Here is a 20,777-nt window from a genome sequence, read left to right on the forward strand (position 1 = left end):
GCGGTGCCCGTGCTCGCCGCGGGGCCCCGCCGCGCCGAAGCCCCCCACGCGGGACTTCGGCGCGGCGAGGCCGCCGCCGGCTGGCTCTTCACGCTCCCCGTGCTCGTCATCCTCGGTGTGTTCCTGCTCATCCCCGTGCTGATGGCGCTGTGGGTGAGCTTCTCCGATTGGAGTGGGCGCGGCAGCCCCCTCGCCTCGACAGTGGGGTTCGTCGGCCTCGACAACTACGCCGCGGTCACGACCGAGAGCGGGCTCGCCCGTCGCGACTTCGGCATCGCGCTCCGCAACAACGCCTGGTACGTGCTGCTGGTGGTACCGCTGCAGACGGCGCTGGCCCTGTTCCTGGCCGTGCTGGTCAACCGCGCGGTGCTGCGCGGGCGCGGGTTCTTCCGCACGGCCTTCTACTTTCCGTCGGTGACGAGTTCGGTCGCGATCACCGTTCTGTGGCTCTTCCTGTTCTCCACCTCCGGCGCCATCAACGAGGTGCTGTCCTGGCTCGGTATCAACGGGCCCAACTGGTTCAACGACCCGAGCGGGGTGCTTCACAACCTGCTCGGCGTGTTCGGGGTCACCACAGGTCCCGAGGTGCTGACCGGAAACGACTTCCTCGGGGTGAGCTGGTGGGACTGGGCGGCCGGCCCGTCGGTGGCCATGTCGGCGTTCATCCTGATGGCGATCTTCACCACATCCGGCACGTTCATGCTGCTGTTCATCGCGGGGCTGCAGAACATCGGAGCCGATGTCGAGGAGGCGGCGATGATGGACGGCGCGAACGCCTGGCAGCGCTTCTGGCGCGTGACTCTTCCGCAGCTCAAGCCGACGCTGTTCACCGTGCTGACGCTCGGCCTGATCGGCACCTGGCAGGTGTTCGACCAGATCTACACGGGCACCCAGGGCGGCCCCGCGAAGACGACGCTGACCCCCGCCTACCTCAGCTACGACTCCGCGTTCATCTCTCAGCAGTGGGGTCAGGGCGCGGCGATCGCCTTCGTGCTCTTCGTGATCATCGTGGCCTTCACGATCCTGCAGCGCTGGATCCTGCGGGATCGGCCCGTGTCGCGGCGTCGAGCCCGGCAGTACGAAGTGAAGGGCGGCCGATCATGAGCGGCATCACCCCCCTGCAGGCCGACGTGCTCGCGGAGCAGCGCGGCGCGGCGGCGGCGCCGGCTGCTCCGAAGAAGAGGCGCGTGGGGAGGCCCCGACGCGGGCTGGCGTGGCAGATCGCGCTCTATGCGCTCCTGCTCGCACTCGCGGCGATCTACATCGCCCCGTTCCTCGTGCAGCTGGCGACATCGGTGAAGACGGATGCGGACGCCGCCGCCGACCCGATGTCGCTCGTGCCGAACCCCCTGACGTGGGCGGCGTACGAGCGGCTGTTCCTGAACTCGGACTTCCCGGTCTGGTTCGCCAACTCGGCGGTGGTCACGGTGTTCGTTACGGCCGGGCGCGTGTTCTTCAACTCGCTGGCGGGGTACGCGCTCGCCCGGCTCCGCTTCCGCGGCCGTGGCGTCGTCTTCGCCGCGCTCGTCGCGGTCATGGCGGTGCCGACCGTGGTTCTGCTGATTCCGAAGTTCCTGGTGATCAACCAGCTCGGCATCTACGACTCGTATGCCGGCATGATCCTGCCGCTGTTGGTGGATGCGGCGGGCGTGTTCATCATGAAGAACTTCTTCGAGTCGATCCCGCCCTCGGTCGAGGAGCAGGCGCGGATCGACGGGGCCGGGTCGTTCCGGATCTTCTGGTCGGTCGTACTGCCGATGGCGCGGCCCGCGCTGATCACGATCGTGATCCTCTCGTTCCAGGGATCGTGGAACGAGCTGAGCCACTTCGTGATCTCGACGCAGTCGCCCGAACTCACGACCTTGACCAAGGGGGTCGCATCGCTGGCGAGCGGACAGCTCAGCCAGGGCAGTCAGTTCCCCCTGAAGCTCGCCGCCGCCGCCATCATGACGATCCCCGTCGCCGTGATGTTCTTCATCTTCCAACGCCGAATCATGAACGCCAGCGAAGGGGCCGTCAAGGAATGACCGTCGAGACGACCGCGGCAGTATCCGCGCAGCAGCCGTTCCTGCACGACGCGCTCATCGCCCTGCGCGCGCCGACCCAGGTGTGGTCCGCGCGAACGGGAGACCTGGGCACAGCGCCGATCCACGGGATCTACCACGGCGATGTGCGGCACGTGCGCCTGCTCGAATGCGCGGGCGAGGGCTCCGAGATCGAGTGGATCTCCGCCGCGGAAGAAGGGGCGAGCGACCTGCTGTTCGTCGGACTTCTGCGCGGACTCGATGGCGGCCAACCCGACCCGAGGGTGCGTCTCGAGCGTTCTCGACGAGTGGGCCCGGGCGCGCTGACCGAGACGTGGATGCTGCGTAACGGCCGGGACGTCGACGTGACCACCGAGCTCCGTCTCCGACTCGTCCCCGACTTCGCCTCGATGCACGACGTGAAAGCCGGGCAGCCCGGCGGTGGCGACGTGGACGTGCGCGTGGAGGGGGAGACGGCCGTGATCGTCTCCGGCCCGCAACGCAGCGTGCTGCGGGCACCGGAAGCCGAGATCGCAGTCGACGCGGACGGGATCCACGCGCGGTGGACGGTGACCGCACCGGCGCGGAGTGCGCGCACCGTCACCTTCGCGCTCGCCCTGCACGACGACGAGATCGTCGTCGCCGCGCCGGCGGACTCTTCGGCCGGGGGCCACGACGAGACGATCGCGGAAGGCCGCGCGCTCGAGCCCCGACTCGGCGCCTGGCTTCGCCGCGCGCTCTCCGATCTCGATGCCCTGCGGCTCGTGATCCCCGGCCAGCCCGCGGACGAGTTCTACGCCGCCGGCGCGCCCTGGTTCTTCACCCTGTTCGGGCGGGACTCGCTGTGGTCGGCACGCCTGGCCCTTCCGCGGGACGTCGGCATCGCCGCATCCACCCTCCGGGTCCTGGCCCGTCTGCAGGGGAGCATGGACAACGTCGACACGGCCCAGGAGCCGGGAAAGATCCTGCACGAGCTGCGGGCGACGGCGCTCGAGATACCGGGGGAGGGCGTCGTTCTCCCCCCGCTCTACTACGGGAGCGTGGACTCCACGCCGCTGTGGATCTGCCTGCTCGCGGACGCCTGGCGGGCCGGTATGCCGGAGCAGGAGGTGCGCGACCTGCTTCCCGCGCTGCATCGCGCACTCGAGTGGATGCTGGTCTCGGGTGACAGCGACGGAGACGGCTTCCTCGACTACATCGATCGCTCGGGTCGCGGGCTCACCAATCAGGGGTGGAAGGACTCGGGCGACTCGATCCAGTGGCGCGACGGTCGCTTGGCCGAGGGGCCGATCGCCCTGTGCGAGGTCCAGGGATACGCGTACGAAGCGGCCGTCGCAGCCGCCGACATCCTCGAGGCTCTGGACGATCACGACGATGGGCACGTTCCGGGAGACCTGCGCGAGTGGGCGGCGGCCCTCCGCGACCGATTCCGCCGGGCCTACTGGGTGAGCACGCCCGAGGGGCGCTACCCGGCCGTGGCGCTCGACCGCGACAAGCGCCCCGTCGACACGCTCACGAGCAACGTGGGCCACCTCATCGGCACCGGAATCCTCGACCCCGCCGAAGAAGCGCACGTCGCCGGTCTTCTGCTCGGCGCGACGATGTCGAGCGGGTTCGGCATCCGGACCCTGTCGACGGATGCGGCCGGCTACTGGCCGCTCTCGTACCACGGCGGCAGCGTCTGGGCCCATGACACCGCGATCGCCGCGCACGGCATGCTGCGCGCCGGGCTGGTCGAGGCCGCGGCATCCGTCGTGGGGGCGCTGCTCGACGCCGCAGAGGGATTCGACTATCGCGTGCCCGAGCTGCACGCGGGCGACCTGAAAGCGCAGACCGGCGCTCCGGTGCCCTACCCCGCGGCCTGTCGCCCCCAGGCCTGGTCGGCCGCCGCATCCGTCACCGCGCTGGCCGTTCTTCGCGCGGAGGCGTTGCGTCTGCGCGCGTAGAGTTCCGGGGTGACCGACATCGAGCTGGCCGCGATCCCCGGCGGCACCGTGACGCTCCACGACGCGCGGCGCCGCATCCGCCGGGACGTCGATCTCGAGCCGTTCGAGATCTCGGTGTACCCGATCACCCAGGATGCGTTCGGTGAACTGCTCGGCCTCGGCGGAACGCATCCGCGTCGCCCGGTCGTCGATGTGAGCTGGACGCGCGCGGTGCGATTCTGTAACGCGCTGTCGGAGTGGGAGGGGCTCGACGCGGCGTACACGTTCGACGGATCGGATGTGCGCTGGAGCGCGGATTCCGACGGTTTCCGCCTCCCCACCGAGGCCGAGTGGGAGTTCGCCTGCCGCGCGGGCTCGTCGGCTCCGCACTACGGCGCGCTTCCGGACGTGGCATGGACATCGCTCGACGGCGTCGGCGCACCGCAGAACGTCGGCGGCAAGATGCCGAACCTGAACGGCATGTTCGACACGCTCGGGAACGTCTGGGAGTGGTGCTGGGACCTTCTGGACCCGGCCCGCTACGGCGACTACCGCGTCTTCCGCGGCGGTGGGTTCGCCGACGACGCGTGGAGCGTGCGTGCCTCCGTCCGACGCGGCGGATCACCCGGTTCTTCCCAGGACGACGTCGGGTTCCGCGTCGCGCGCGGTGCGTCCGAGAACCCGGATGCCGCCCAGGGGTGGTCGCGGGCGGCAGACGACGAACGCGCCGCCTACGACGATCCGCTGCCGCCCGGCTGGACGCCGATCAGGCGCTGATCCGCGGGCCGGTCGATCGCCCGGCCGGTCAGTCGCGCATCGCGGTGCCGATGTAGGAGTACTTGACGAAGACCTCGGCGGCGATCCCCGCTTCATCGAGCACGCCCTGGATGGCGCTCAGCATGTAACCCGAGTCCCAGCCCATGTAGAGGAACGCGCCGTCGCCGAGCTCGTCCCACTGACCGTTCCACGCCTGGGCGTCGTAGACGGGCCCGCCGCGGCGGTCGCTGAAGGCGATGACCGCGCTGCGCGCGTCGGCCCACAGCCGTCTGAAGATGCGGTTGAAGAGTGCCGCGACGTCGTAGATCTCCCAGTGCTCGCCGCGGTACTCGACGTACGACCACTCCCGCTGCCAGCCGGGCGGGAAGCCGCGGCGCTGCGTCGCGTCGAGGATCGGGGTGAGATCGTCGTCATCGATCAGCACGTCGACCGGGCGCTCCCAGGTCGCGACGAACGTGTCGCTGAGGGTCACGGTGCGATCGGCGATCGCGGCCGTTCCCCACGCATCCCGCGCGGCCAAGGCGCGCGTCAGCGGCACGTCGCTCTTCGCGTAGATCGCGCGTTTGTCGGGGAACGACGCATCGAGGATCCGTTCGGCCAGTGGATCCTCCAGAAGCGCGAGGTTGCCGAGCGTGCGCGCCAGGGCGCGGTGGCTGTTCTGCTCGTCATCTGAGTAGTCCGCCCACACCCGCGTGTCGTCGCCGCTCCAGTCGTCACCCGGCACGAGCGGGAAGACGTGCTCCACGCCGAACTCGGCGACCGAATCGACTCCCGAGATGCGGCCCAGGACGTATGCCGGATGCGGCAGGTCGGTGTATTTGAGCGCGGCCCGCACGCGCACATCGGACGGGGTGATGCGCCCGAACGCGCGCCCGAGTTCTTCGGCGCTCTCGCTGCGCGCCCGGCACAGCCGGGCCACGAGACGGTCGTTCGATAGGCCGACGATCGCTCGTCGCACCAGCAGCGACTGGATGCTCTCGAGCACGGCCACGAGTTCATCCCGATCGGTCTCTCCGCGCACCCACTCGCCGTACGCGCGCAGCACGAGCGGATACATGCTGCGCCCGAAGGTGTTCACGTAACCCAGGTGCCGGGCGACGTGTTCGTCGGGCGCATGCGCGGGTTCGAGGAGCACCCGATAGATCTCGGAGAACTGCTTCCACTCGGCCGCGTGGTGGGGGAGCGACGCCGGATCGAGCACCGGGAACTCGCGACGGAACGCCTCGTACACGCCCCGGGGGGCCGCCCCGGCGAGCTCTCGCCCCGTGCGCATCACGAGGTAGTGCCGCCAGAAGTCGGCGATCGACGAGCCGGTGTTCTGTTCGATCGGCACCCAGAATGCGTCTTCGAGCGCCGTCTGTTCGGCGTGCGAGAGGCCCATCAGCACGTAGTTGTGAATGAGCTCGTGATCGCGGAGGGGTTCGCCGGTGGAGTTCAGGCTCTCGAAGATCTGCTGCGCGTTCGCGCCCGCGCCGAGCGCGATCGCGACGTGCTCCAGGCGCTGGAGTCCCCGCCAGATGCGCGGGGCCTCGTCGGCGCGGATCTGGCTGCGGAAGAATGCGTAGTTGTCGGCGAACCGCGACTCGGGCTCGTCGGCCCCGGGGGAGTGCCGGCCCCGCACGATGCTCTCGAAGACGCCGGCCCAGGCCCGGTGCGGGCGCAGCCGGGTGCGCTCGGGATCATCCGACCGCACGAGCACGCGCTGCGTCTCCGCCGCGAGCGCCGGGTCGCTGTCGGCGACGGTGTGCTGCAGCGCCGCGATCAGGAGCATGAGCGTCGTGATGCGCTGCTGGCCGTCGATCAGCACGAGCTCGCCCGCGTCCGCATCGCTGCCCCGGGACGACAGGATCGAGGCGAGGAAGTGCGTGTGCCCATCGCCGAGGTCGGCCACCGCGCGGATGTCGCCGAGGAGCTGCTCGCATGCGCCGATGTCCCAGCGGTATTGGCGCTGGTAGACGGGGACGACGATCCGGGTGTCGGATGCGGACAGCCAGGCGATCGTGTTCACGGCCGTGGCATCGACGTTGGTGGCGCTGACCATGTTCCTCGTTCTCGTCCCTCGACGTGCACTCCGACGGGTGGTCGGAACCACCCGCATCCCACTCTATGTGGATGCCCTCCGAGGCCCGCGTCGCCCCTCGGCTCGGCGGAACACGGGAGGTAGGCTGCCCTTACCAGGGCCTGTAAAAACTTCGCTGGCCCCAGAAGAAAGGCGTGATCCGTCATGGGTTACATCAAGTCTGCCGCTCTCGAAGAGACCGGCTATGTCGTCCTCGACAGCTATAACCAGGAACTCGATCCCAAAGAGTGGCTCGACATCGAGTACAACGACTGGAAGTCCTCGGGCGACACCCGGTTCGCCCCACTCGCCAGCGCCTTCGGCGACATCGAGTGCAACGGCTTCTGGAACCACAAGCCGCCGCGCACCGACAAGGACGGCGTCTGGATCGACTCGCAGGTCGCGAAGGCCCCGAACCTGGCCCGCCGCGCGCAGGAGCCGGGCGCGAACGTCGGCCGGTGCCGCGTGATCGAGCTGCAGCCGACGCCCTACGGCGAGACGCTGTACAACCTCCACCAGGACGACAACAACCGTCTGAACCCCGACGGCACCGGCTGGGTCGTGCGCGGGTTCTTCAACCTCACGAACGACACCGACAGCTTCTTCGTGCTCCGGGAGAACCGCACCGACCCGAAGGGCGAGGTTCGCATCGCTCTTCCGGCGGGTGCTCAGCTCATCATCGACACCCAGCGGCTGTGGCACGCCGCCACGCACCGCGGCACCGACCCGCGCTACTGCCTGATCACCTCCTGGACCAGCGGTCCGGAGCTCGACGCGTACATCGAGAAGTACAACGGCGTGCCGCACGCGCCCAACGTCGAGGTACCGCAGGAGGAGCTCGAGGCGGGCTACGCCGAGCAGGCGCGGAAGGATGCGGCCCGTGCCGCGTACTACGCGGCCAAGGGGCAGGCCGAGGTTCGCGCGATGAGCGAAGCCTGATCCACAGACCATCAGCGATGGCCCCGGTCCGCCTGGACCGGGGCCATCGCTGTGTCCGGGACGTCAGCGGCGAGGATGCGCCGACTTGACGAGCGCCACGATGTACCGGCACTCCGACGGGCCGGCATTCTCGAACGCGCAGTGAGCGGGTTCGCCGAGCTGCAGACAGTCGCCGGACCGGAGCTCGTGAACGTCGGCGCCCTCCCGGAATCGCAGGGCTCCGGACATGACCCAGATCTGCTGAGTGATGTGCCGATACGCCTCGGTGGGATAGTCGACCGATGCCCCCGGGGGAAGGGTCACTTCGATGAGCTCGATCGCCGCGCCGGTGGACGGCGAGAGTGCACGGCGGCTGTACCCGGACTCGGGATCCGTCCACACCGGTTGCTCGGCGGCGCGGCGCAGGCGGGCGCCGTCAGACTCGGCGCGGGCGATGAGTTCGGACAGCGTGAGACCGAGGCTGGCGGAAAGCCGGGCGAGCAGCGCCGCCGTCGGCTGCACATCGCCGCCCTCGATCCGCGCGATCATCGCGCGCGACACTCCGGACGACGTGGCGAGGCCCGAGATCGAGAGGGCCTGATCGGACCGCGCGGAGCGCACCGCACGGCCGAGCGCCGGTCCGAAATCGGCGGACGCTGCGGGAGTGTCACTATGTGCGCGCATAGTGCTTATTATACGAACATGAATCACGAGGGAACCACCCGAACGGCACAGCCGAGCGACGCTGCGGCGTGCGCGGCGATCTACGCCCACTACGTCGAGAACACGGCGATCACCTTCGAGACCGAGGCCCCCACCGAGACGGAGATGGCCCGTCGTATCGCGCAGGCGCAGGACCGGCACGCGTGGTTGGTCTGGGAGATCGATGGATCGGTCGTCGGGTACGCCTACGCCGGACCATTCAAGGCCCGCGCCGCCTATCGCTGGAGTTGCGAGGTGAGTGTGTATCTCCGCCCCGACCATCGAGGCGCGGGCGGGGGGCGGGCGCTCTACGACGGGTTGCTGCGCGACCTTCGCGCGCGCGGATATCGACGGGCGGTCGCGGCGATCACACAGCCGAATCCGGCCAGCATGCGATTGCACGAGCGCTACGGGTTCGAGGGGGCCGGACTGCATCGCCGGATCGGGTGGAAGCACAGGGCCTGGCACGACGTGGCGTGGGCGGAGCTCGATCTGATGCCCGGTGCGGATCTGCGCACACCTCCGGCGGAGCTGAGCTGACGCGGGGAGGGCGACCGATCGACGGGACTCCCGTCGAGCATCCGCGATTCGGGTGAATTCTCGCGGTCCACATCTCTGTGCTTATGTTGATTTGTGTTGTAATCTGTGGGCATCAGGGAGGATGGCCATGTACGCAACGGAGCGCCAAGACGAGATCGAGCGCATTCTGCAGCTCGAGGGACGACTCGTCGTCATCGACCTCGCGCAGCGTCTGGACGTCACCACCGAGACCGTTCGCCGTGACCTGGGCGTCCTCGAACAGCGCGGCGTGCTTCGCCGGGTGCACGGTGGCGCCGTCGGCGCCGACCGGTCGAGTACCCGTGAGATCTCACTCACCGAACGCATCCGTGAGCGGGGCGACGCGAAGGGATTGATCGCGGCGGCCGCCCTCGACGAGCTCGGCTCCGGCTTCGCCGGATCCGTCTTCCTCGACGCCGGGTCCACCGTCGGTGCGATTGCCGAACGACTGCCCGCCTACCTCGAAGCGACGCAGGGCACCGCGGATGCGGTCACCCACGCATACGCCCTCGCGCCGTCCCTGGCGGCATCCGACCGCGTCACCCTCACGCTCATCGGCGGTCGCATCCGCGGCGTGACCGGTGCTGCCGTCGGGGCGTCGACGACATCGATCGTCGCCGGCCTCCGCCCCGATGTCGCCTTCATCGGCACGAACGGCCTGTCGGCGGACTTCGGGCTCAGCACTCCCGACCCCGAAGAAGCGGCGGTGAAGCGCGCGATCGTCGCGGCGGCGCGCCGCATCGTGGTCGTCAGTGACTCGCGCAAGTTCGATACCGAACTGCTCGTCGGGTTCGCCCCCCTGTCTGCCATCGACACGCTCGTGACCGATGCAGAACCATCCGCCGAGCTCGCCGCGGCACTGGCCGAGGCGGGCGTGGAAGTGAGAGTCGCATGATCGTCACCGTCACCGCCAATCCCTCGCTCGATCGAGCGGTCACCCTCACCGAGCCGCTCCGCGTCGGCGAGGTGCAGGTTGCCGCGGGCGTGCGTGAAGACGCCGGCGGCAAGGGAATCAACGTCGCGCGCGTCGTCGCCGCCGCGAACGTCAAGACGCTCGCGGTTCTGCCGCTCGCCGACACGGATCCGTTCGCCACGGCACTCGCGGCGACGGGCGTTGCCGTGCACGCGGTGCCGATCTCGGGTCACGCGCGGTCGAACCTCACCGTGCTCGACCCCGACGGCACGACCACGAAGATCAACCTCCCGGGCCCGCACCTGGGCGGCGCCGAAGAGGCGGCCCTCCTCGAGAACGTCATCGCCGCCGCCGCGGGGGCCGACTGGCTGGTGCTCGCCGGATCCCTGCCGCCGGGCGCCGAGCCGGACCTGTACGTGCGCATCATCGCCGCCGTCCGCGGGGCCCACGGTGATGCGGCTCCCCGCATCGCCGTCGACACGTCGGGCCCCGCGTTGCACGCGGTCGTCGCCGACGCGTCGCCCGACCTGATCAAACCCAACGAGCACGAGCTCGCCGAGCTGACCGGTGCCGAGGCGGACCCTGACGATATCCCGGGCATCATCGAGCTCGCCGAGGGCCTCGTCGGACGTCGCGTCGGTGCTGCCCTCGTCACCCTCGGCGCGGCCGGCGCCCTGCTCGTCACCGCAGACGGCGCATGGGTCGGAACCGCCCCTCGCATCACCGCGGTCAGCACAGTCGGTGCCGGCGACAGCTCGCTCGCGGGATATCTCCTCGCCGACGTCGCCGGTCTCTCTCCGGAGGACCGCCTCCGGGGCGGCATGCGTTACGGCGCGGCCGCCGCATCCCTTCCTGGAACCCAACCCCCGACGCCGGCGGATCTGCCCACCGCCGACATCCCCGTCCGGCGCTTCAGCCGCTGACAACCCGACCACTGGAGGTCATCGTGTCTGACACCATCATCCCGGAGCTCGTCAGCCTTGACGAGAACCTGGGGGCCGACAAAGCCGCGGTCATCCGCGCGCTCGCTGCGCGCGTCGTCGCCGCAGGCCGCGCGACCGACGCGGAAGCGCTCTTCGCCGATGCGTGGGCGCGTGAGGAGAAGGACGAGACCGGGCTTCCCGGCGGCATCGCCATCCCGCACGCGAAGAGCTCCGCGGTGACGCAGGCGTCGCTCGCCTTCGCCCGCCTGACGCCGGGAGTGGATTTCGGTGCGTCCGACGGTCCCGCCGATCTCGTCTTCCTGATCGCCGCCCCCGAGCACGCGGCCGAGGAGCACCTCGCGGTGCTCTCGAAGCTCGCCCGGAGCCTCATGCAGGATCCCTTCACGAGTGCGCTGCGTTCCGCGGCCGACGCGGATGCCGTCGTGCACATCGTGCGCGAGGCGATCGGTGAAGAAACGTCCGCGCCGGCCGCCCCCGCCGCTGCGCCCGCTGCGGTGCCCGCCGCTGAGCCCGCCGCCGAGGCGTCGAGCGAGCTCCTGATCGACGGGCGCCCCGCCCGGATCGTGGCCGTCACAGCGTGCGCGACCGGCATCGCGCACACGTTCATGGCCGCCGACGCACTCACCGCCGCGGGCGTTGCCGAGGGCGTCGACCTGGTCGTCGAGCCGCAGGGCTCGAGCGGCTACAAAGCGCTCCCGCAGAGCGTCATCGACAACGCCGACGCGGTGATCTTCGCGACGGATGTGGACGTGCGCGAGCAGCAGCGGTTCGCGGGCAAGCCCGTCATCCGCTCCGGCGTGAAGCGCGGCATCGAGCAGCCGGTCGCGATGATCACCGAAGCCGTCGCCGCCGCGCGGAACCCCCGCGCCGCGCGCGTCGCGGCAGCGACCGCGGATGCCGCATCCGACGCGCCGACGCAGTCGATCGGCTGGGGCGCGAAGATCCAGCGCATCCTGCTCACGGGCGTCAGCTACATGATCCCGTTCGTCGCCGGTGGCGGTCTGCTGATCGCACTCGGCTTCCTGCTGGGCGGCTTCAACGTCACGGAGAACGCGGCGACTGTCATCACGCAGAACTCCTTCTGGGATCTACCCGCGGGCGGTCTCGGCCAGTACCTGGGGTCGGTCGCCTTCATGATCGGCAAGACGTCGATGGGCTTCCTCGTCTCGGCTCTCGCCGGTTACATCGCGTTCGCGATCGCCGACCGGCCGGGCATCGCTCCCGGTTTCGTCGCCGGTGCCGTGGCCGTGCTCATGAACGCAGGCTTCATCGGCGGCATCATCGGCGGTCTGCTCGCCGGATTCGTCGCCTGGTGGCTTGGACGCCTCAACCCGCCGCGCTGGCTGCGCGGTCTGATGCCGGTCGTGATCATTCCGCTCGTCGGGTCTATCGTCGCGTCGGGTCTCATGATCCTGTTCCTGGGCCGGCCGATCGCTGCGCTCATGGAGCTTCTGAACGACGGACTCACCAACCTCGCCGGCACCTCCGCGATCGTGCTCGTCGGCGTGATCCTGGGGCTCATGATGTGCTTCGACCTCGGCGGACCGATCAACAAGGTGGCATACGCCTTCGCGACCGCGGGACTCGCCAGCGCGTCGACCAGTGACATCCACGCCGTTCCGTTCCTCATCATGGGCGCCGTCATGGCCGCCGGGATGGTGCCGCCGCTCGCGATGGCGCTCGCCTCCACGGTGCTCGCGAAGAACCTCTTCACCCCCGTCGAGCGTGAGAACGGCAAGGCCGCCTGGCTGCTCGGTGCATCGTTCATCAGTGAGGGTGCGATCCCCTTCGCGGCGGCAGACCCGCTGCGCGTCATCCCGGCGTCCATGGTCGGTGGCGCCGTCACCGGTGGGCTCGCGATGGCCCTCGGCGTCTCGTCGCTCGCCCCGCACGGCGGCATCTTCGTGCTCTTCGCCATCGACCCGTGGTGGGGCTTCCTCATCGCCGTCCTGGCTGGAACCGTGGTCTCCGCCTTCGCCGTCGTGGCACTGAAGAAGTGGGTCGGGCGTAAAGAACTGGCCGAGGCAGAAGCGGTACCCGTCGCCGCCTGAGACAATAAACCCAAAGACGGAAGGAAACAGTCATGGCAGAACGTCAGGCAACCATCGCGAGCAGCTCCGGATTGCACGCTCGCCCCGCGAAGCTCTTCGTGCAGGCGGTGCAGGAGAAGAAGCTCCCGGTGACGATCGCCGCCGCCGGCGGACCCGACCTGAACGCGGGCAGCATCCTTTCGCTCATCGGACTCGGTGCGGCCAAGGGCTCCGTCGTGACGCTGAAGGCCGAGGGTGAGGGCGCCGAGAAGGCGCTCGACGAGCTCGTCGCTCTCCTCGAGACGGACCTCGACGCGCAGTAATTCGCGCAACGAACCAGAATGGCGGATGCCGCGGGCCCGAGTGGTCCGCGGCATCCGCCATTTCGCGTGCGGTGTTACAGCTCCGTGCTGTCGCCCGGCTCGAGAGCGATGAACTCGCCGCCGTTCTGCTCCACTGCCCAACGGAGCCGGCTGAGCCCCATGTCACGACCCGCGACCGACAGGGTCATGTCGTGCGTTCCGAAGACGCGGCGCGGCTTCACGGCGAGGACGAAGTCCATCGCGTCGCCGATCTTCAGCCACGGCGCACCCACGGGGGCCGCCAGCACCTCGACGGCGGCGCCCTTCGGCACGCTGTACGAGTCGCCCGGGTAGTAGAACGCATCGTCGACGAGAACGCCGACGTTGTCGATCACCGGGATGCTCTCGTGGATCACCGCGTGCTGGCCGCCGAAGAACTCGAGATGGAACGAGTCGATGTCGATGCTGTCGCCGGGGGAGACGACCGTGATCGGGTACCCCGGAGCCGCGTTCGCGAGACCCTGCGGCGCGACGATCGGGATGCCCGGGTTCGCCTTCAGGATGCGGTCGAGGTGATCGCCGGTCCAGTGGTCGGGGTGCTCGTGGGTGATGACGACCCCCACGATGTTGTCGAGGGGCTCCAGGGAAGCGGTGAAGACCCCGGGATCGATGATGAGCTTGCGGCCCTGCTTCTCGAGAGTGAGGGCGGCGTGCTCGTGCTTGGTGATACGCATACGACGAGTCAACTCCCGGTCTGCGGATGCGGCAAGCGGCGGCGCGCGGATGCCGGCTCGATTTGTCGCGTGCCGAAATCCCGTGCATAATTGAACGGTTGCCAAAATGCGGCCCCATCGTATAGCGGCCTAGTACGCTGCCCTCTCACGGCGGTAACGCGGGTTCGAATCCCGCTGGGGTCACCAACACGAGAAACCCTCGACCGAACGGTCGGGGGTTTCGTCGTTGGTGGGATGAGTGTGTTCTCTCGCGAGCTCGCCGAGGCGAGGGCGAACAGCCCAGATGAGGGCGATTCGCCCCGGAAAGCCCTCGTCTCGCGCAGATGTCCTCGCCTCAGCGGACAGGCGACCCGGCGCCGGAGCGGGGCGCGCGCCATCCGAAGCGTGTGAGCACGCCGAATAGGATGGGAGGGAAGGAGGGGCATGTCGTCTCGGGCTGATCGCGCAGGGCGCGTCTTCCGCGGATCCATCGCGGCCCTCCTGGCGACCTTCGTGGCCACCGTCTCCCACTCGGCCGCGACCGCCCATCCGCCGTCGCTTCTCGGCATCCTCCTCGGACTCGGTATCGCGGCACCCCTCTGCGTCCTGCTCGCCGGACGCACCCACTCGTGGTGGCGTCTCAGCATTGCGGTCGGCGCAAGCCAGGCGATGTTCCACTCGCTCCTGGCACTGCAGCTCGGCGAAGGGGTCGGCACCACGGCCTCGTCCGCATCGAGCCTTGCGCACGCGCACCACGTCTCGGGGTCTGCGGCCGGCGTGGTCATCGACGGTGCCGCGACGAGCCACACCGCCGAATCACCTTGGATGTGGGTGGCTCACGCCATCGCTGCGGTGATCACCGTCCTCGCCCTCGGCCTGGGCGAACGCGCCGTCCGGCTGCTCGCAGCGCTCGTGTCGCGCGCGTTCCGCGCCCTCATCCCCGGGCGCGCGATGCACCCGGCGCCCGTGCTGCCGGTGGCACGCCGCGAGCCCGCGGTGCTGTTCGGTCTTGCTCTGCTTTCGGTGATGCGGCGGCGGGGGCCGCCGGTGACGGCGTAACGCCTCGTCACCCTCACCCTTTTCCGCACGTCCGGCGCCTCGACGCGCCCGTGCGTATTCAGAAAGCAGCACAACCATGTCATCGAAGAACACAGTTCGTCGCGCCCTCGTGGGCCTGACCGCCGGCGTCGCCCTCGCGATCGCGGTGCCACTCGCCGCATCCGCACACGTCACCGTCAACCCGAATCAGGCAGAGCCTGGCAGCTACTCCGCGGTCGTCTTCCGCGTGCCCAACGAGTCCGAGACCGCCTCCACGGTGAAGCTCGAAGTCACCCTTCCGACCGACACCCCGTTCACGAGCGTGCGCTACGAGCCGATCCCCGGATGGACGACCACGATCGTGCGGTCGACGCTGCCGGCGCCGGTGGAAGTCGCTGGAAACACGATCTCCGAGGCCGCGACGAGCATCATCTGGGAGGCGGAGCCGGGCGCCGGTATCGCGCAGGGCCAGTTCCAGAACATGACCGTCTCGCTCGGCCCGGTGCCCGATGTCGGCAGCATCCTTTTGCCTGCCGTGCAGACGTACGACGACGGCGAGGTCGCCGAGTGGACGGCGACGCCCGACGAGGTCGCCGCCGACGACACCCTGGACCCGGCACCCGTGCTCTACGTCAACGACGCCCCGCCGGCCGACGAGCACTCGGGCAGCCACGCCACCGACACGACCGACCACGACACGACCGTGACCGCGGCCGCCCCGGCGGACCCGCAGGCCGGGGTCTCGCTCGGACTCAGCATCGCCGCGCTCGTGATCGCGGCCCTCGCGGCCGTCCTCGCCGCGTTCGGCCTGGCGCGTCGTCCGCGCAAGGCATGACCGGGGTGCCGCGCATGACCTCCTCCCGACCGAGACCCGCGCGCCGCGCGTTCGCCCGCGTGGCCGTCGTCCTCGCGCTGACCATCGGTGCGGTCGCCCTGGGGTCCCAGGGTGCTTCGGCGCACGACAGTCTGACCGGCACGACGCCGGCCGCGGGGGAGACCGCGGCGAGCATCACCGAGGTCTCGCAGACGTTCAGTGAGAACCTCATCGACGCCGGGGAAGGCAACTTCGCCGAAGTCACCGGACCCGACGGACTGCATTACGAGGCGGGATGTTCGGTGCTCAGCGGACCGACCATCACGACCCCGGTCGCCCTCGGGCCCGCCGGCACCTACCGTGTCGCGTGGCGCGCGGTGTCGTCCGACGGGCACCCCATCGCCGACGAGTACACGTTCGAGTACGCGCCGCCCGCGGGCACCGAGGCGGCCACGGGTTCGCCCGAGACCGCCTGCGCCGCGGTCGCCGCGGAGGAGGGCACCGAGGAGGGCACTGCGGAGGGCACCGAGGAGGGCACTGTGACGACCCAGTCGGATCCTGATGCGGATGCCCCCACGACCTCCGCAGCGGCACCCGCCGCGGGGTCGAGCGCCGATGGGCTGGCCCTCGGGCTCGGCATCGGCGGCGTCGCCGTCGTCATCGTCGCCATCGCGGTCGTCGTGATCCTGCGGTCCCGCCGCAGCTGACCGTCGCCGCCGCGCCCCACCGCATCCGCTATTCGTCGGATGCGGTGGGGTGTTCGCGCGTGCGCCGACGCGTGACGGCGCGCCGCACGCCCCAGACGATCGCTCCGACGAGTGCGACGAGCGCGATCCACGGGAGCAAGAATCCGAGCGCGACCACCGTGCCGTTGAGGGCGGCGATGAGGCCGTTCCAGCCCGCCGCGAGTCCGTCGCCGAACCCGGCCGGGTCCGCCTTCGCGGGGGCACTCTCGGGCGTGAGCGACACCGTCACGCCCGACAGCGCGACGCGGTCTTCGAGCGAGGCGAGCTGCTGGGTGTCGGAGTCGAGTGCGGCCTGGCGTTCCGAGAGCGCGGTCTCGGCCGCGATCAGGTCGCCCACGGACCCCGCCTGAGACATGAGCTCGGTCAGTCGATCGACCGAGGCCTGCTGGGCTGCGATCCGCGCCCGCAGATCGACGGTCTGATCGGTGACGTCGGTGCGGTCGAGGGTCGACGAGGTGACCTCGCCCAGCCCGCCGATGCTCTCGATGACGGAGTCGAGACGTTCGGCCGGCACGCGCACGGTGACCTGGCTGCCCGACATCGGCAGTGAGACGTCGCCCTCCAGCGGCTGCGCGCCGCTCGACCCGACGCTCGCCGATTCGACGTATCCGCCCTCGGTCTGCGCCAGGTCGGTGATCTCGGCGATCGTCGATGTGACATCGGCGACGGTCATCTGCACCCACCCGGTCGCGACGACATCGCGTCCCGCGGTCGCATCGCCGACCGTGTCGCGCGCCGCATCCCCGGCCGCGCCGGTGAAGGACTCCGGCGCGGCGCCGTCGACCATCTGACCCGGCTGTTCGAGCGCAACCTCGCCGGTGAGGGGCACCGCCGCACCCTCCACCGTCGACGATGATCCGCTGCTGCCGGACATGCTCGACGTCAGCCCCGGAGCGATCACTGCCGCCAGAGCCACGACCGCCACCGCGGCGGCCGCCCCGCCCCACACGCGGGGGCGCCACGTCTTCCGCGTCGCGGTGGGTGCGGCGGGCTGTGCGCTGCGGATGCTGTTCATCACCGTGGTCTCCATTCGATCGATCTGATCCGTCGTCGGCGGCTCCGGCAGCATCCGTTCGTCCTGTTCGTTCATGATGGGGTTCCCTCCTCGACGGTCCGCCGCAACCGGCCGCGGATACGGGAGAGACGGTTTCGGACGGCGCCGTGGCTGAGGCCGAGCGCCGCGGCCGCGGGGCCGTAGGCGTATCCCTCGGCGACGCAGAGCACGAAGATCTCCCGGTCGATGTCCGACAGGAGACCCACCTCGCGTGCGATGCGTTCGGCGAGTTCTGCGCTGACGACGTCCTGCTCCACGTCGACCGTGGCCGGCAGGTGCTCATCGGCCGGACCGACGACGTGCGCGCGTTCCCGACGACGCGCCCGCAGCCGATTCGCGCACGTGAAGCGGCAGATCGTCGCGAGCCAGGGGAGCGCGGACTCGCCCTCGAGCCGGAACCCGGTCAGCTTGCCCCACGCCGTGACGAAGGCGTCCTGAACGGCGTCCTCCGCATCCGTCCGGTCCTCCAGCAGCAGCACCGCAATGCGATACACCGCGTCCACGTGCCGGCGGTAGAGCTGGCGGAACGCTTCCGCCTCTCCGCCCTCCGCGCGCGCGATCAACTCCGCGTCCGTCGCCATGCCGTCCCCCTCGCCGATCCCGCCGGTCGATGTCTCTCACCCTCAGGTGTCCGGAGAATCCTGACCGTCTCACATGGATCCCGACAGAATCCGCCCCGCTTGTAGACTCGTGGCTTCCCCCCGCATCCCACGGAAAGGCTCTCATGGGCTACGAAATCCCCGTGTGGTTCGAGATCACGGCGCTCGTCGCACTGGTGCTCGTGCTGCTGGCCGACCTTCTCATCATCCTGAAGAGGCCGCACATCCCCTCCATGAAGGAGGCCACACTGTGGGTCGCGTTCTACGTGTCCCTCGCGCTGGTGTTCGCCGTGATCCTCTTCGGCGTGACCGGCAGCGGCGACGCCGCGGGGGAGTTCGTCGCGGGTTGGCTCACCGAGTACAGCCTCTCGGTCGACAATCTCTTCGTCTTCGTCCTCCTGATGAGCCAGTTCGCGGTTCCGCGTAAATACCAGCAGGAAGTGCTGATGGTGGGCATCATCATCGCGCTCGTGCTGCGCGGCGGCTTCATCATGCTCGGCGCCGTGCTGATCGAGAACCTCAGCTGGATCTTCTACGTCTTCGGGGCGTTCCTCATCTTCACCGCCTGGCGTCAGGCGTTCCCCGGCAAAGAAGACCACGGCGCCGAGACCGAGACCGGTCTCGTGCGGTTCCTTCGCCGCTTCATCAACATCAGCGACTCCTACGACGGGTCGAAGCTGCGCACGACGGTCGGGGGCAAGCGCATCTGGACGCCGATGATCCTCGTGTTCATCGCGATCGGCTTCACCGACCTGGTCTTCGCCATCGACTCGATCCCGGCCATCTTCGGCATCACCCAGAGTCCGTTCATCGTCTTCACGGCCAACCTCTTCGCCCTGATGGGCCTGCGTCAGCTGTTCTTCCTGCTCGGCGGCCTGCTCGAAAAGCTCAAGTACCTGCACTACGGAATCGCGTTCATCCTCGCCTTCATCGGCGTGAAGCTCTTCTTCCACGCGTTGCACGAGAACGAGCTGCCCTTCATCAACGGCGGAGAGCACGTCGAGTGGGCGCCCGACATCTCGACGCTCGCGTCGCTCGCGGTGATCATCGCCGCGATGGCGGTCGCGACGATCGCGAGCCTCATCGCCGCGCGCGCCGACGAGAAGAGCACGACCGACGCGGATGCGGCGGCGAAGGTCGCCCAGGAGAAGGGCACTCCGCCGACCGTCGAGCAGCCGAACGACTGATGTGCTGCCCAGGGACGTTGGTTGAGGTGTGACGCGATAGACGGGTGAGGACCTCCCGGTCGAGAGTGGAGCTGTCTAGTTCCCGCACTCGATGACCAAGGTGGTCCTCGTGACCCACGCTGACGCTGCTCTGACTCCTCGCCAACGGCTTCGGCTCGCCCGACAAATCGTCGATGACCGCTGGTCCGTCGCTGCGGCCGCCGACTATTTCCGGGTGTCTTGGCGTACCGCGGAACGCTGGGCGCGCCGCTACGCCGAGATGGGTGAGGCGGGAATGCTGGATCGTTCCTCCCGTCCGCACTCGAGCCCGAACAAGACGCCGCGGATGCTGGTGCGCAAGGTCGTGCATCTGCGGTGGAAGAAGCGGCTGGGGCCGGTCGGGATCGGCGCTCAGCTGGGGATGCCCGCCTCGACCGTTCACGCGGTCCTCACGCGGTGCCGGATAAACCGTCTCGGCCACGTCGACGTCCGCACCGGGGAACTCGCTCGACGATACGAGCACGAGTACCCCGGCTCGATGATTCACGTCGACGTGAAGAAGCTCGGCAACATCCCCGACGGCGGCGGCTGGCGCTACGTCGGCCGATTCCAAGGCGACCGCAACCGTGCGATCACCGCGGAACGGACCGGGAAGCGCGGCGTCGCCGGCGACATGATCACGGGGACCGCGTTCGTTCACGCCGTCATCGACGACCACTCCCGCGTCGCCTACGCCGAGATCCACGATGACGAAACCGCCGCCACCGCCGTCGCCGTTCTGCGCCGCGCGGTCAACTGGTTCGCCGCGCGTGGTGTCGTCGTCGAACGCGTGCTCTCCGACAACGGCTCCGCATACCGGTCCTTCGCCTGGCGAGACGCTCAGCATTCGACCGAAACGAACTCGCCCCTACCGGCCCCAAACGAACGGCAAGATCGAACGCTTCCACCGCACCCTCGCCGACGGCTGGGCCTACGCCCGGCCCCATAACACCGAATCAGCCCGTCGAAACGCGCTCCCGACCTGGCTGCACTCCTACAATCACCACAGGCCCCACACCGCGATCTGCGGCCACCCACCCATCAGCAGATTGACCAACCTGCCTGGTCAGCACAACTAGCGCACGATGGGAAGCGGAGTGAAGATCCGTCTCTTGGTGGACTGTGCATGCGAGCTCTCGTTCATGTTTGAGCGAGAGCTCGCATGCACATGCACTAACTATCGTGCGGTTTCTTGTCAGTTCGGAATGCTCCCACGAGTGGTCTGATGCCAGATAAAGCGAGAATGATTCCGCTGGCGACGCCGACGACGCCCAACGCGACGTTATACGCGATGTACGGAGTGCTTATCCCTGCAAGCGCGAGTCCGAGTGCGATGAGCAAGATTGGCAGCACAGCATCCTTCTTCATAGCTCTCACTATCTCCTAAAGCGAGCCGTCGAGTTCCACAAATCACGGCAGGGGCCTGACACTGCGGAGCCGCCGTTCACGACCGCGG

General features: G+C 69.1%; 19 protein-coding genes, 1 tRNA gene and 1 pseudogene. 16 read left to right on the forward strand and 5 right to left on the reverse strand.

The genetic code is table 11. The features are described 5' to 3' along the window. Window positions 1-3: 3 nt before the first annotated feature. Genes LMI96_RS01960 through LMI96_RS01975 form a run of 4 tightly spaced genes read left to right on the forward strand, consistent with a single transcriptional unit; the run spans window position 4 to window position 4,726 of the window. Window positions 4-1,104 carry a carbohydrate ABC transporter permease gene (locus tag LMI96_RS01960; protein WP_228360363.1) on the forward strand — a complete coding sequence of 367 codons (1,101 nt, stop codon included), beginning with the start codon at window positions 4-6 and terminating at the stop codon, window positions 1,102-1,104. Further along, window positions 1,101-2,027: a carbohydrate ABC transporter permease gene (locus LMI96_RS01965; RefSeq protein WP_223720915.1), complete on the forward strand. Its 927-nt coding sequence runs from the start codon at window positions 1,101-1,103 to the stop codon at window positions 2,025-2,027. Before LMI96_RS01960 ends, LMI96_RS01965 begins: the two co-directional genes overlap by 4 nt. Then, on the forward strand, window positions 2,024-3,970 hold the full coding sequence (locus LMI96_RS01970) for a glycogen debranching N-terminal domain-containing protein (protein ID WP_228360312.1): 1,947 nt from the start codon (window positions 2,024-2,026) through the stop codon (window positions 3,968-3,970). Before LMI96_RS01965 ends, LMI96_RS01970 begins: the two co-directional genes overlap by 4 nt. Before the next feature lie 9 nt (window positions 3,971-3,979). Then, window positions 3,980-4,726 (forward strand): SUMF1/EgtB/PvdO family nonheme iron enzyme, encoded by a 747-nt coding sequence (locus LMI96_RS01975; protein ID WP_228360313.1) that lies wholly within the window; start codon window positions 3,980-3,982, stop codon window positions 4,724-4,726. A 28-nt stretch (window positions 4,727-4,754) separates the two neighbouring features. Here LMI96_RS01975 and LMI96_RS01980 read toward each other — a convergent pair whose 3' ends face one another. Further along, window positions 4,755-6,767, reverse strand: a complete 2,013-nt coding sequence (locus LMI96_RS01980) for a DUF262 domain-containing protein (protein WP_228360314.1) — start codon at window positions 6,765-6,767, stop codon at window positions 4,755-4,757. A 183-nt stretch (window positions 6,768-6,950) separates the two neighbouring features. On the opposite strand from LMI96_RS01980, the gene LMI96_RS01985 reads away from it, so the two are divergent. After that, on the forward strand, window positions 6,951-7,724 hold the full coding sequence (locus LMI96_RS01985) for a hypothetical protein (RefSeq protein WP_223720919.1): 774 nt from the start codon (window positions 6,951-6,953) through the stop codon (window positions 7,722-7,724). A 63-nt stretch (window positions 7,725-7,787) separates the two neighbouring features. Here LMI96_RS01985 and LMI96_RS01990 read toward each other — a convergent pair whose 3' ends face one another. Beyond that, window positions 7,788-8,387, reverse strand: coding sequence for a helix-turn-helix domain-containing protein (locus LMI96_RS01990; protein ID WP_228360315.1), 600 nt, complete (start codon window positions 8,385-8,387; stop codon window positions 7,788-7,790). Between the two features lie 18 nt (window positions 8,388-8,405). Between LMI96_RS01990 and LMI96_RS01995 the strand changes: the two genes are divergently transcribed. The 5 genes from LMI96_RS01995 to LMI96_RS02015 all read left to right on the forward strand — a co-directional run bounded on the left by LMI96_RS01995 (window position 8,406) and on the right by LMI96_RS02015 (window position 13,173). Further along, window positions 8,406-8,945 (forward strand): GNAT family N-acetyltransferase, encoded by a 540-nt coding sequence (locus LMI96_RS01995; protein WP_228360316.1) that lies wholly within the window; start codon window positions 8,406-8,408, stop codon window positions 8,943-8,945. Window positions 8,946-9,072: 127 nt separating this feature from the next. Then, window positions 9,073-9,858, forward strand: a complete 786-nt coding sequence (locus tag LMI96_RS02000) for a DeoR/GlpR family DNA-binding transcription regulator (RefSeq protein WP_223720922.1) — start codon at window positions 9,073-9,075, stop codon at window positions 9,856-9,858. Then, window positions 9,855-10,799, forward strand: a complete 945-nt coding sequence (gene pfkB / locus LMI96_RS02005; protein ID WP_228360317.1) for a 1-phosphofructokinase — start codon at window positions 9,855-9,857, stop codon at window positions 10,797-10,799. Before LMI96_RS02000 ends, pfkB begins: the two co-directional genes overlap by 4 nt. Before the next feature lie 23 nt (window positions 10,800-10,822). Beyond that, on the forward strand, window positions 10,823-12,871 hold the full coding sequence (locus tag LMI96_RS02010; RefSeq protein ID WP_228360318.1) for a fructose-specific PTS transporter subunit EIIC: 2,049 nt from the start codon (window positions 10,823-10,825) through the stop codon (window positions 12,869-12,871). A gap of 32 nt (window positions 12,872-12,903) precedes the next feature. Further along, window positions 12,904-13,173, forward strand: a complete 270-nt coding sequence (locus tag LMI96_RS02015; RefSeq protein ID WP_228360319.1) for an HPr family phosphocarrier protein — start codon at window positions 12,904-12,906, stop codon at window positions 13,171-13,173. A 74-nt stretch (window positions 13,174-13,247) separates the two neighbouring features. Here LMI96_RS02015 and LMI96_RS02020 read toward each other — a convergent pair whose 3' ends face one another. Beyond that, the gene (locus LMI96_RS02020; RefSeq protein WP_228360320.1) at window positions 13,248-13,886 is read right to left on the reverse strand and encodes an MBL fold metallo-hydrolase; all 639 of its coding nucleotides are present in this window, start codon (window positions 13,884-13,886) and stop codon (window positions 13,248-13,250) included. A 110-nt stretch (window positions 13,887-13,996) separates the two neighbouring features. Between LMI96_RS02020 and LMI96_RS02025 the strand changes: the two genes are divergently transcribed. From LMI96_RS02025 to LMI96_RS16270, 4 genes are all read left to right on the forward strand, one after another. Continuing rightward, window positions 13,997-14,072: transfer RNA gene (locus LMI96_RS02025), tRNA-Glu, on the forward strand. Between the two features lie 237 nt (window positions 14,073-14,309). Further along, the gene (locus LMI96_RS02030) at window positions 14,310-14,924 is read left to right on the forward strand and encodes a hypothetical protein (RefSeq protein ID WP_228360321.1); all 615 of its coding nucleotides are present in this window, start codon (window positions 14,310-14,312) and stop codon (window positions 14,922-14,924) included. A gap of 76 nt (window positions 14,925-15,000) precedes the next feature. Next, entirely contained in the window at window positions 15,001-15,738 is a 738-nt protein-coding gene (locus LMI96_RS02035; RefSeq protein ID WP_228360322.1) for a YcnI family protein, read from the forward strand. 14 nt (window positions 15,739-15,752) lie between these two features. Continuing rightward, window positions 15,753-16,424, forward strand: coding sequence for a copper resistance protein CopC (locus tag LMI96_RS16270; RefSeq protein WP_308015742.1), 672 nt, complete (start codon window positions 15,753-15,755; stop codon window positions 16,422-16,424). Window positions 16,425-16,452: 28 nt separating this feature from the next. Here LMI96_RS16270 and LMI96_RS02045 read toward each other — a convergent pair whose 3' ends face one another. Both LMI96_RS02045 and LMI96_RS02050 read right to left on the reverse strand, forming a co-directional pair. After that, complete coding sequence (locus tag LMI96_RS02045) at window positions 16,453-17,553, reverse strand: DUF4349 domain-containing protein (RefSeq protein ID WP_228360323.1); 1,101 nt, start codon at window positions 17,551-17,553, stop codon at window positions 16,453-16,455. Next, a complete protein-coding gene (locus LMI96_RS02050; protein WP_223720931.1) occupies window positions 17,550-18,098 on the reverse strand; it encodes an RNA polymerase sigma factor in 549 nt (182 codons plus the stop codon). Before LMI96_RS02050 ends, LMI96_RS02045 begins: the two co-directional genes overlap by 4 nt. A gap of 143 nt (window positions 18,099-18,241) precedes the next feature. On the opposite strand from LMI96_RS02050, the gene LMI96_RS02055 reads away from it, so the two are divergent. Both LMI96_RS02055 and LMI96_RS02060 read left to right on the forward strand, forming a co-directional pair. Continuing rightward, window positions 18,242-19,303: a TerC/Alx family metal homeostasis membrane protein gene (locus LMI96_RS02055; protein ID WP_228360324.1), complete on the forward strand. Its 1,062-nt coding sequence runs from the start codon at window positions 18,242-18,244 to the stop codon at window positions 19,301-19,303. A 109-nt stretch (window positions 19,304-19,412) separates the two neighbouring features. After that, window positions 19,413-20,400 (forward strand): annotated as a pseudogene (locus tag LMI96_RS02060) (IS481 family transposase). Window positions 20,401-20,777: the final 377 nt, after the last annotated feature.

Source organism: Microbacterium sp. cx-59 (assembly GCF_020805625.1).
GTDB lineage: Bacteria > Actinomycetota > Actinomycetes > Actinomycetales > Microbacteriaceae > Microbacterium.

What these genes read in the sequence shown, in the direction of transcription:
- LMI96_RS01980 (WP_228360314.1), bottom strand. Translation starts at nt 6,767, where the DNA reads ATGGTCAGCGCCACCAACGTCGATGCCACGGCCGTGAACACGATCGCC.
- LMI96_RS01970 (WP_228360312.1), top strand. Translation starts at nt 2,024, where the DNA reads ATGACCGTCGAGACGACCGCGGCAGTATCCGCGCAGCAGCCGTTCCTG.
- LMI96_RS02035 (WP_228360322.1), top strand. Translation starts at nt 15,001, where the DNA reads ATGTCATCGAAGAACACAGTTCGTCGCGCCCTCGTGGGCCTGACCGCC.
- LMI96_RS02050 (WP_223720931.1), bottom strand. Translation starts at nt 18,098, where the DNA reads ATGGCGACGGACGCGGAGTTGATCGCGCGCGCGGAGGGCGGAGAGGCG.
- LMI96_RS02030 (WP_228360321.1), top strand. Translation starts at nt 14,310, where the DNA reads ATGTCGTCTCGGGCTGATCGCGCAGGGCGCGTCTTCCGCGGATCCATC.
- LMI96_RS02015 (WP_228360319.1), top strand. Translation starts at nt 12,904, where the DNA reads ATGGCAGAACGTCAGGCAACCATCGCGAGCAGCTCCGGATTGCACGCT.
- LMI96_RS01990 (WP_228360315.1), bottom strand. Translation starts at nt 8,387, where the DNA reads ATGCGCGCACATAGTGACACTCCCGCAGCGTCCGCCGATTTCGGACCG.
- LMI96_RS01965 (WP_223720915.1), top strand. Translation starts at nt 1,101, where the DNA reads ATGAGCGGCATCACCCCCCTGCAGGCCGACGTGCTCGCGGAGCAGCGC.
- LMI96_RS02045 (WP_228360323.1), bottom strand. Translation starts at nt 17,553, where the DNA reads ATGAACGAACAGGACGAACGGATGCTGCCGGAGCCGCCGACGACGGAT.
- pfkB (WP_228360317.1), top strand. Translation starts at nt 9,855, where the DNA reads ATGATCGTCACCGTCACCGCCAATCCCTCGCTCGATCGAGCGGTCACC.
- LMI96_RS02020 (WP_228360320.1), bottom strand. Translation starts at nt 13,886, where the DNA reads ATGCGTATCACCAAGCACGAGCACGCCGCCCTCACTCTCGAGAAGCAG.
- LMI96_RS01995 (WP_228360316.1), top strand. Translation starts at nt 8,406, where the DNA reads ATGAATCACGAGGGAACCACCCGAACGGCACAGCCGAGCGACGCTGCG.
- LMI96_RS02000 (WP_223720922.1), top strand. Translation starts at nt 9,073, where the DNA reads ATGTACGCAACGGAGCGCCAAGACGAGATCGAGCGCATTCTGCAGCTC.
- LMI96_RS16270 (WP_308015742.1), top strand. Translation starts at nt 15,753, where the DNA reads ATGACCTCCTCCCGACCGAGACCCGCGCGCCGCGCGTTCGCCCGCGTG.
- LMI96_RS01985 (WP_223720919.1), top strand. Translation starts at nt 6,951, where the DNA reads ATGGGTTACATCAAGTCTGCCGCTCTCGAAGAGACCGGCTATGTCGTC.
- LMI96_RS02055 (WP_228360324.1), top strand. Translation starts at nt 18,242, where the DNA reads ATGGGCTACGAAATCCCCGTGTGGTTCGAGATCACGGCGCTCGTCGCA.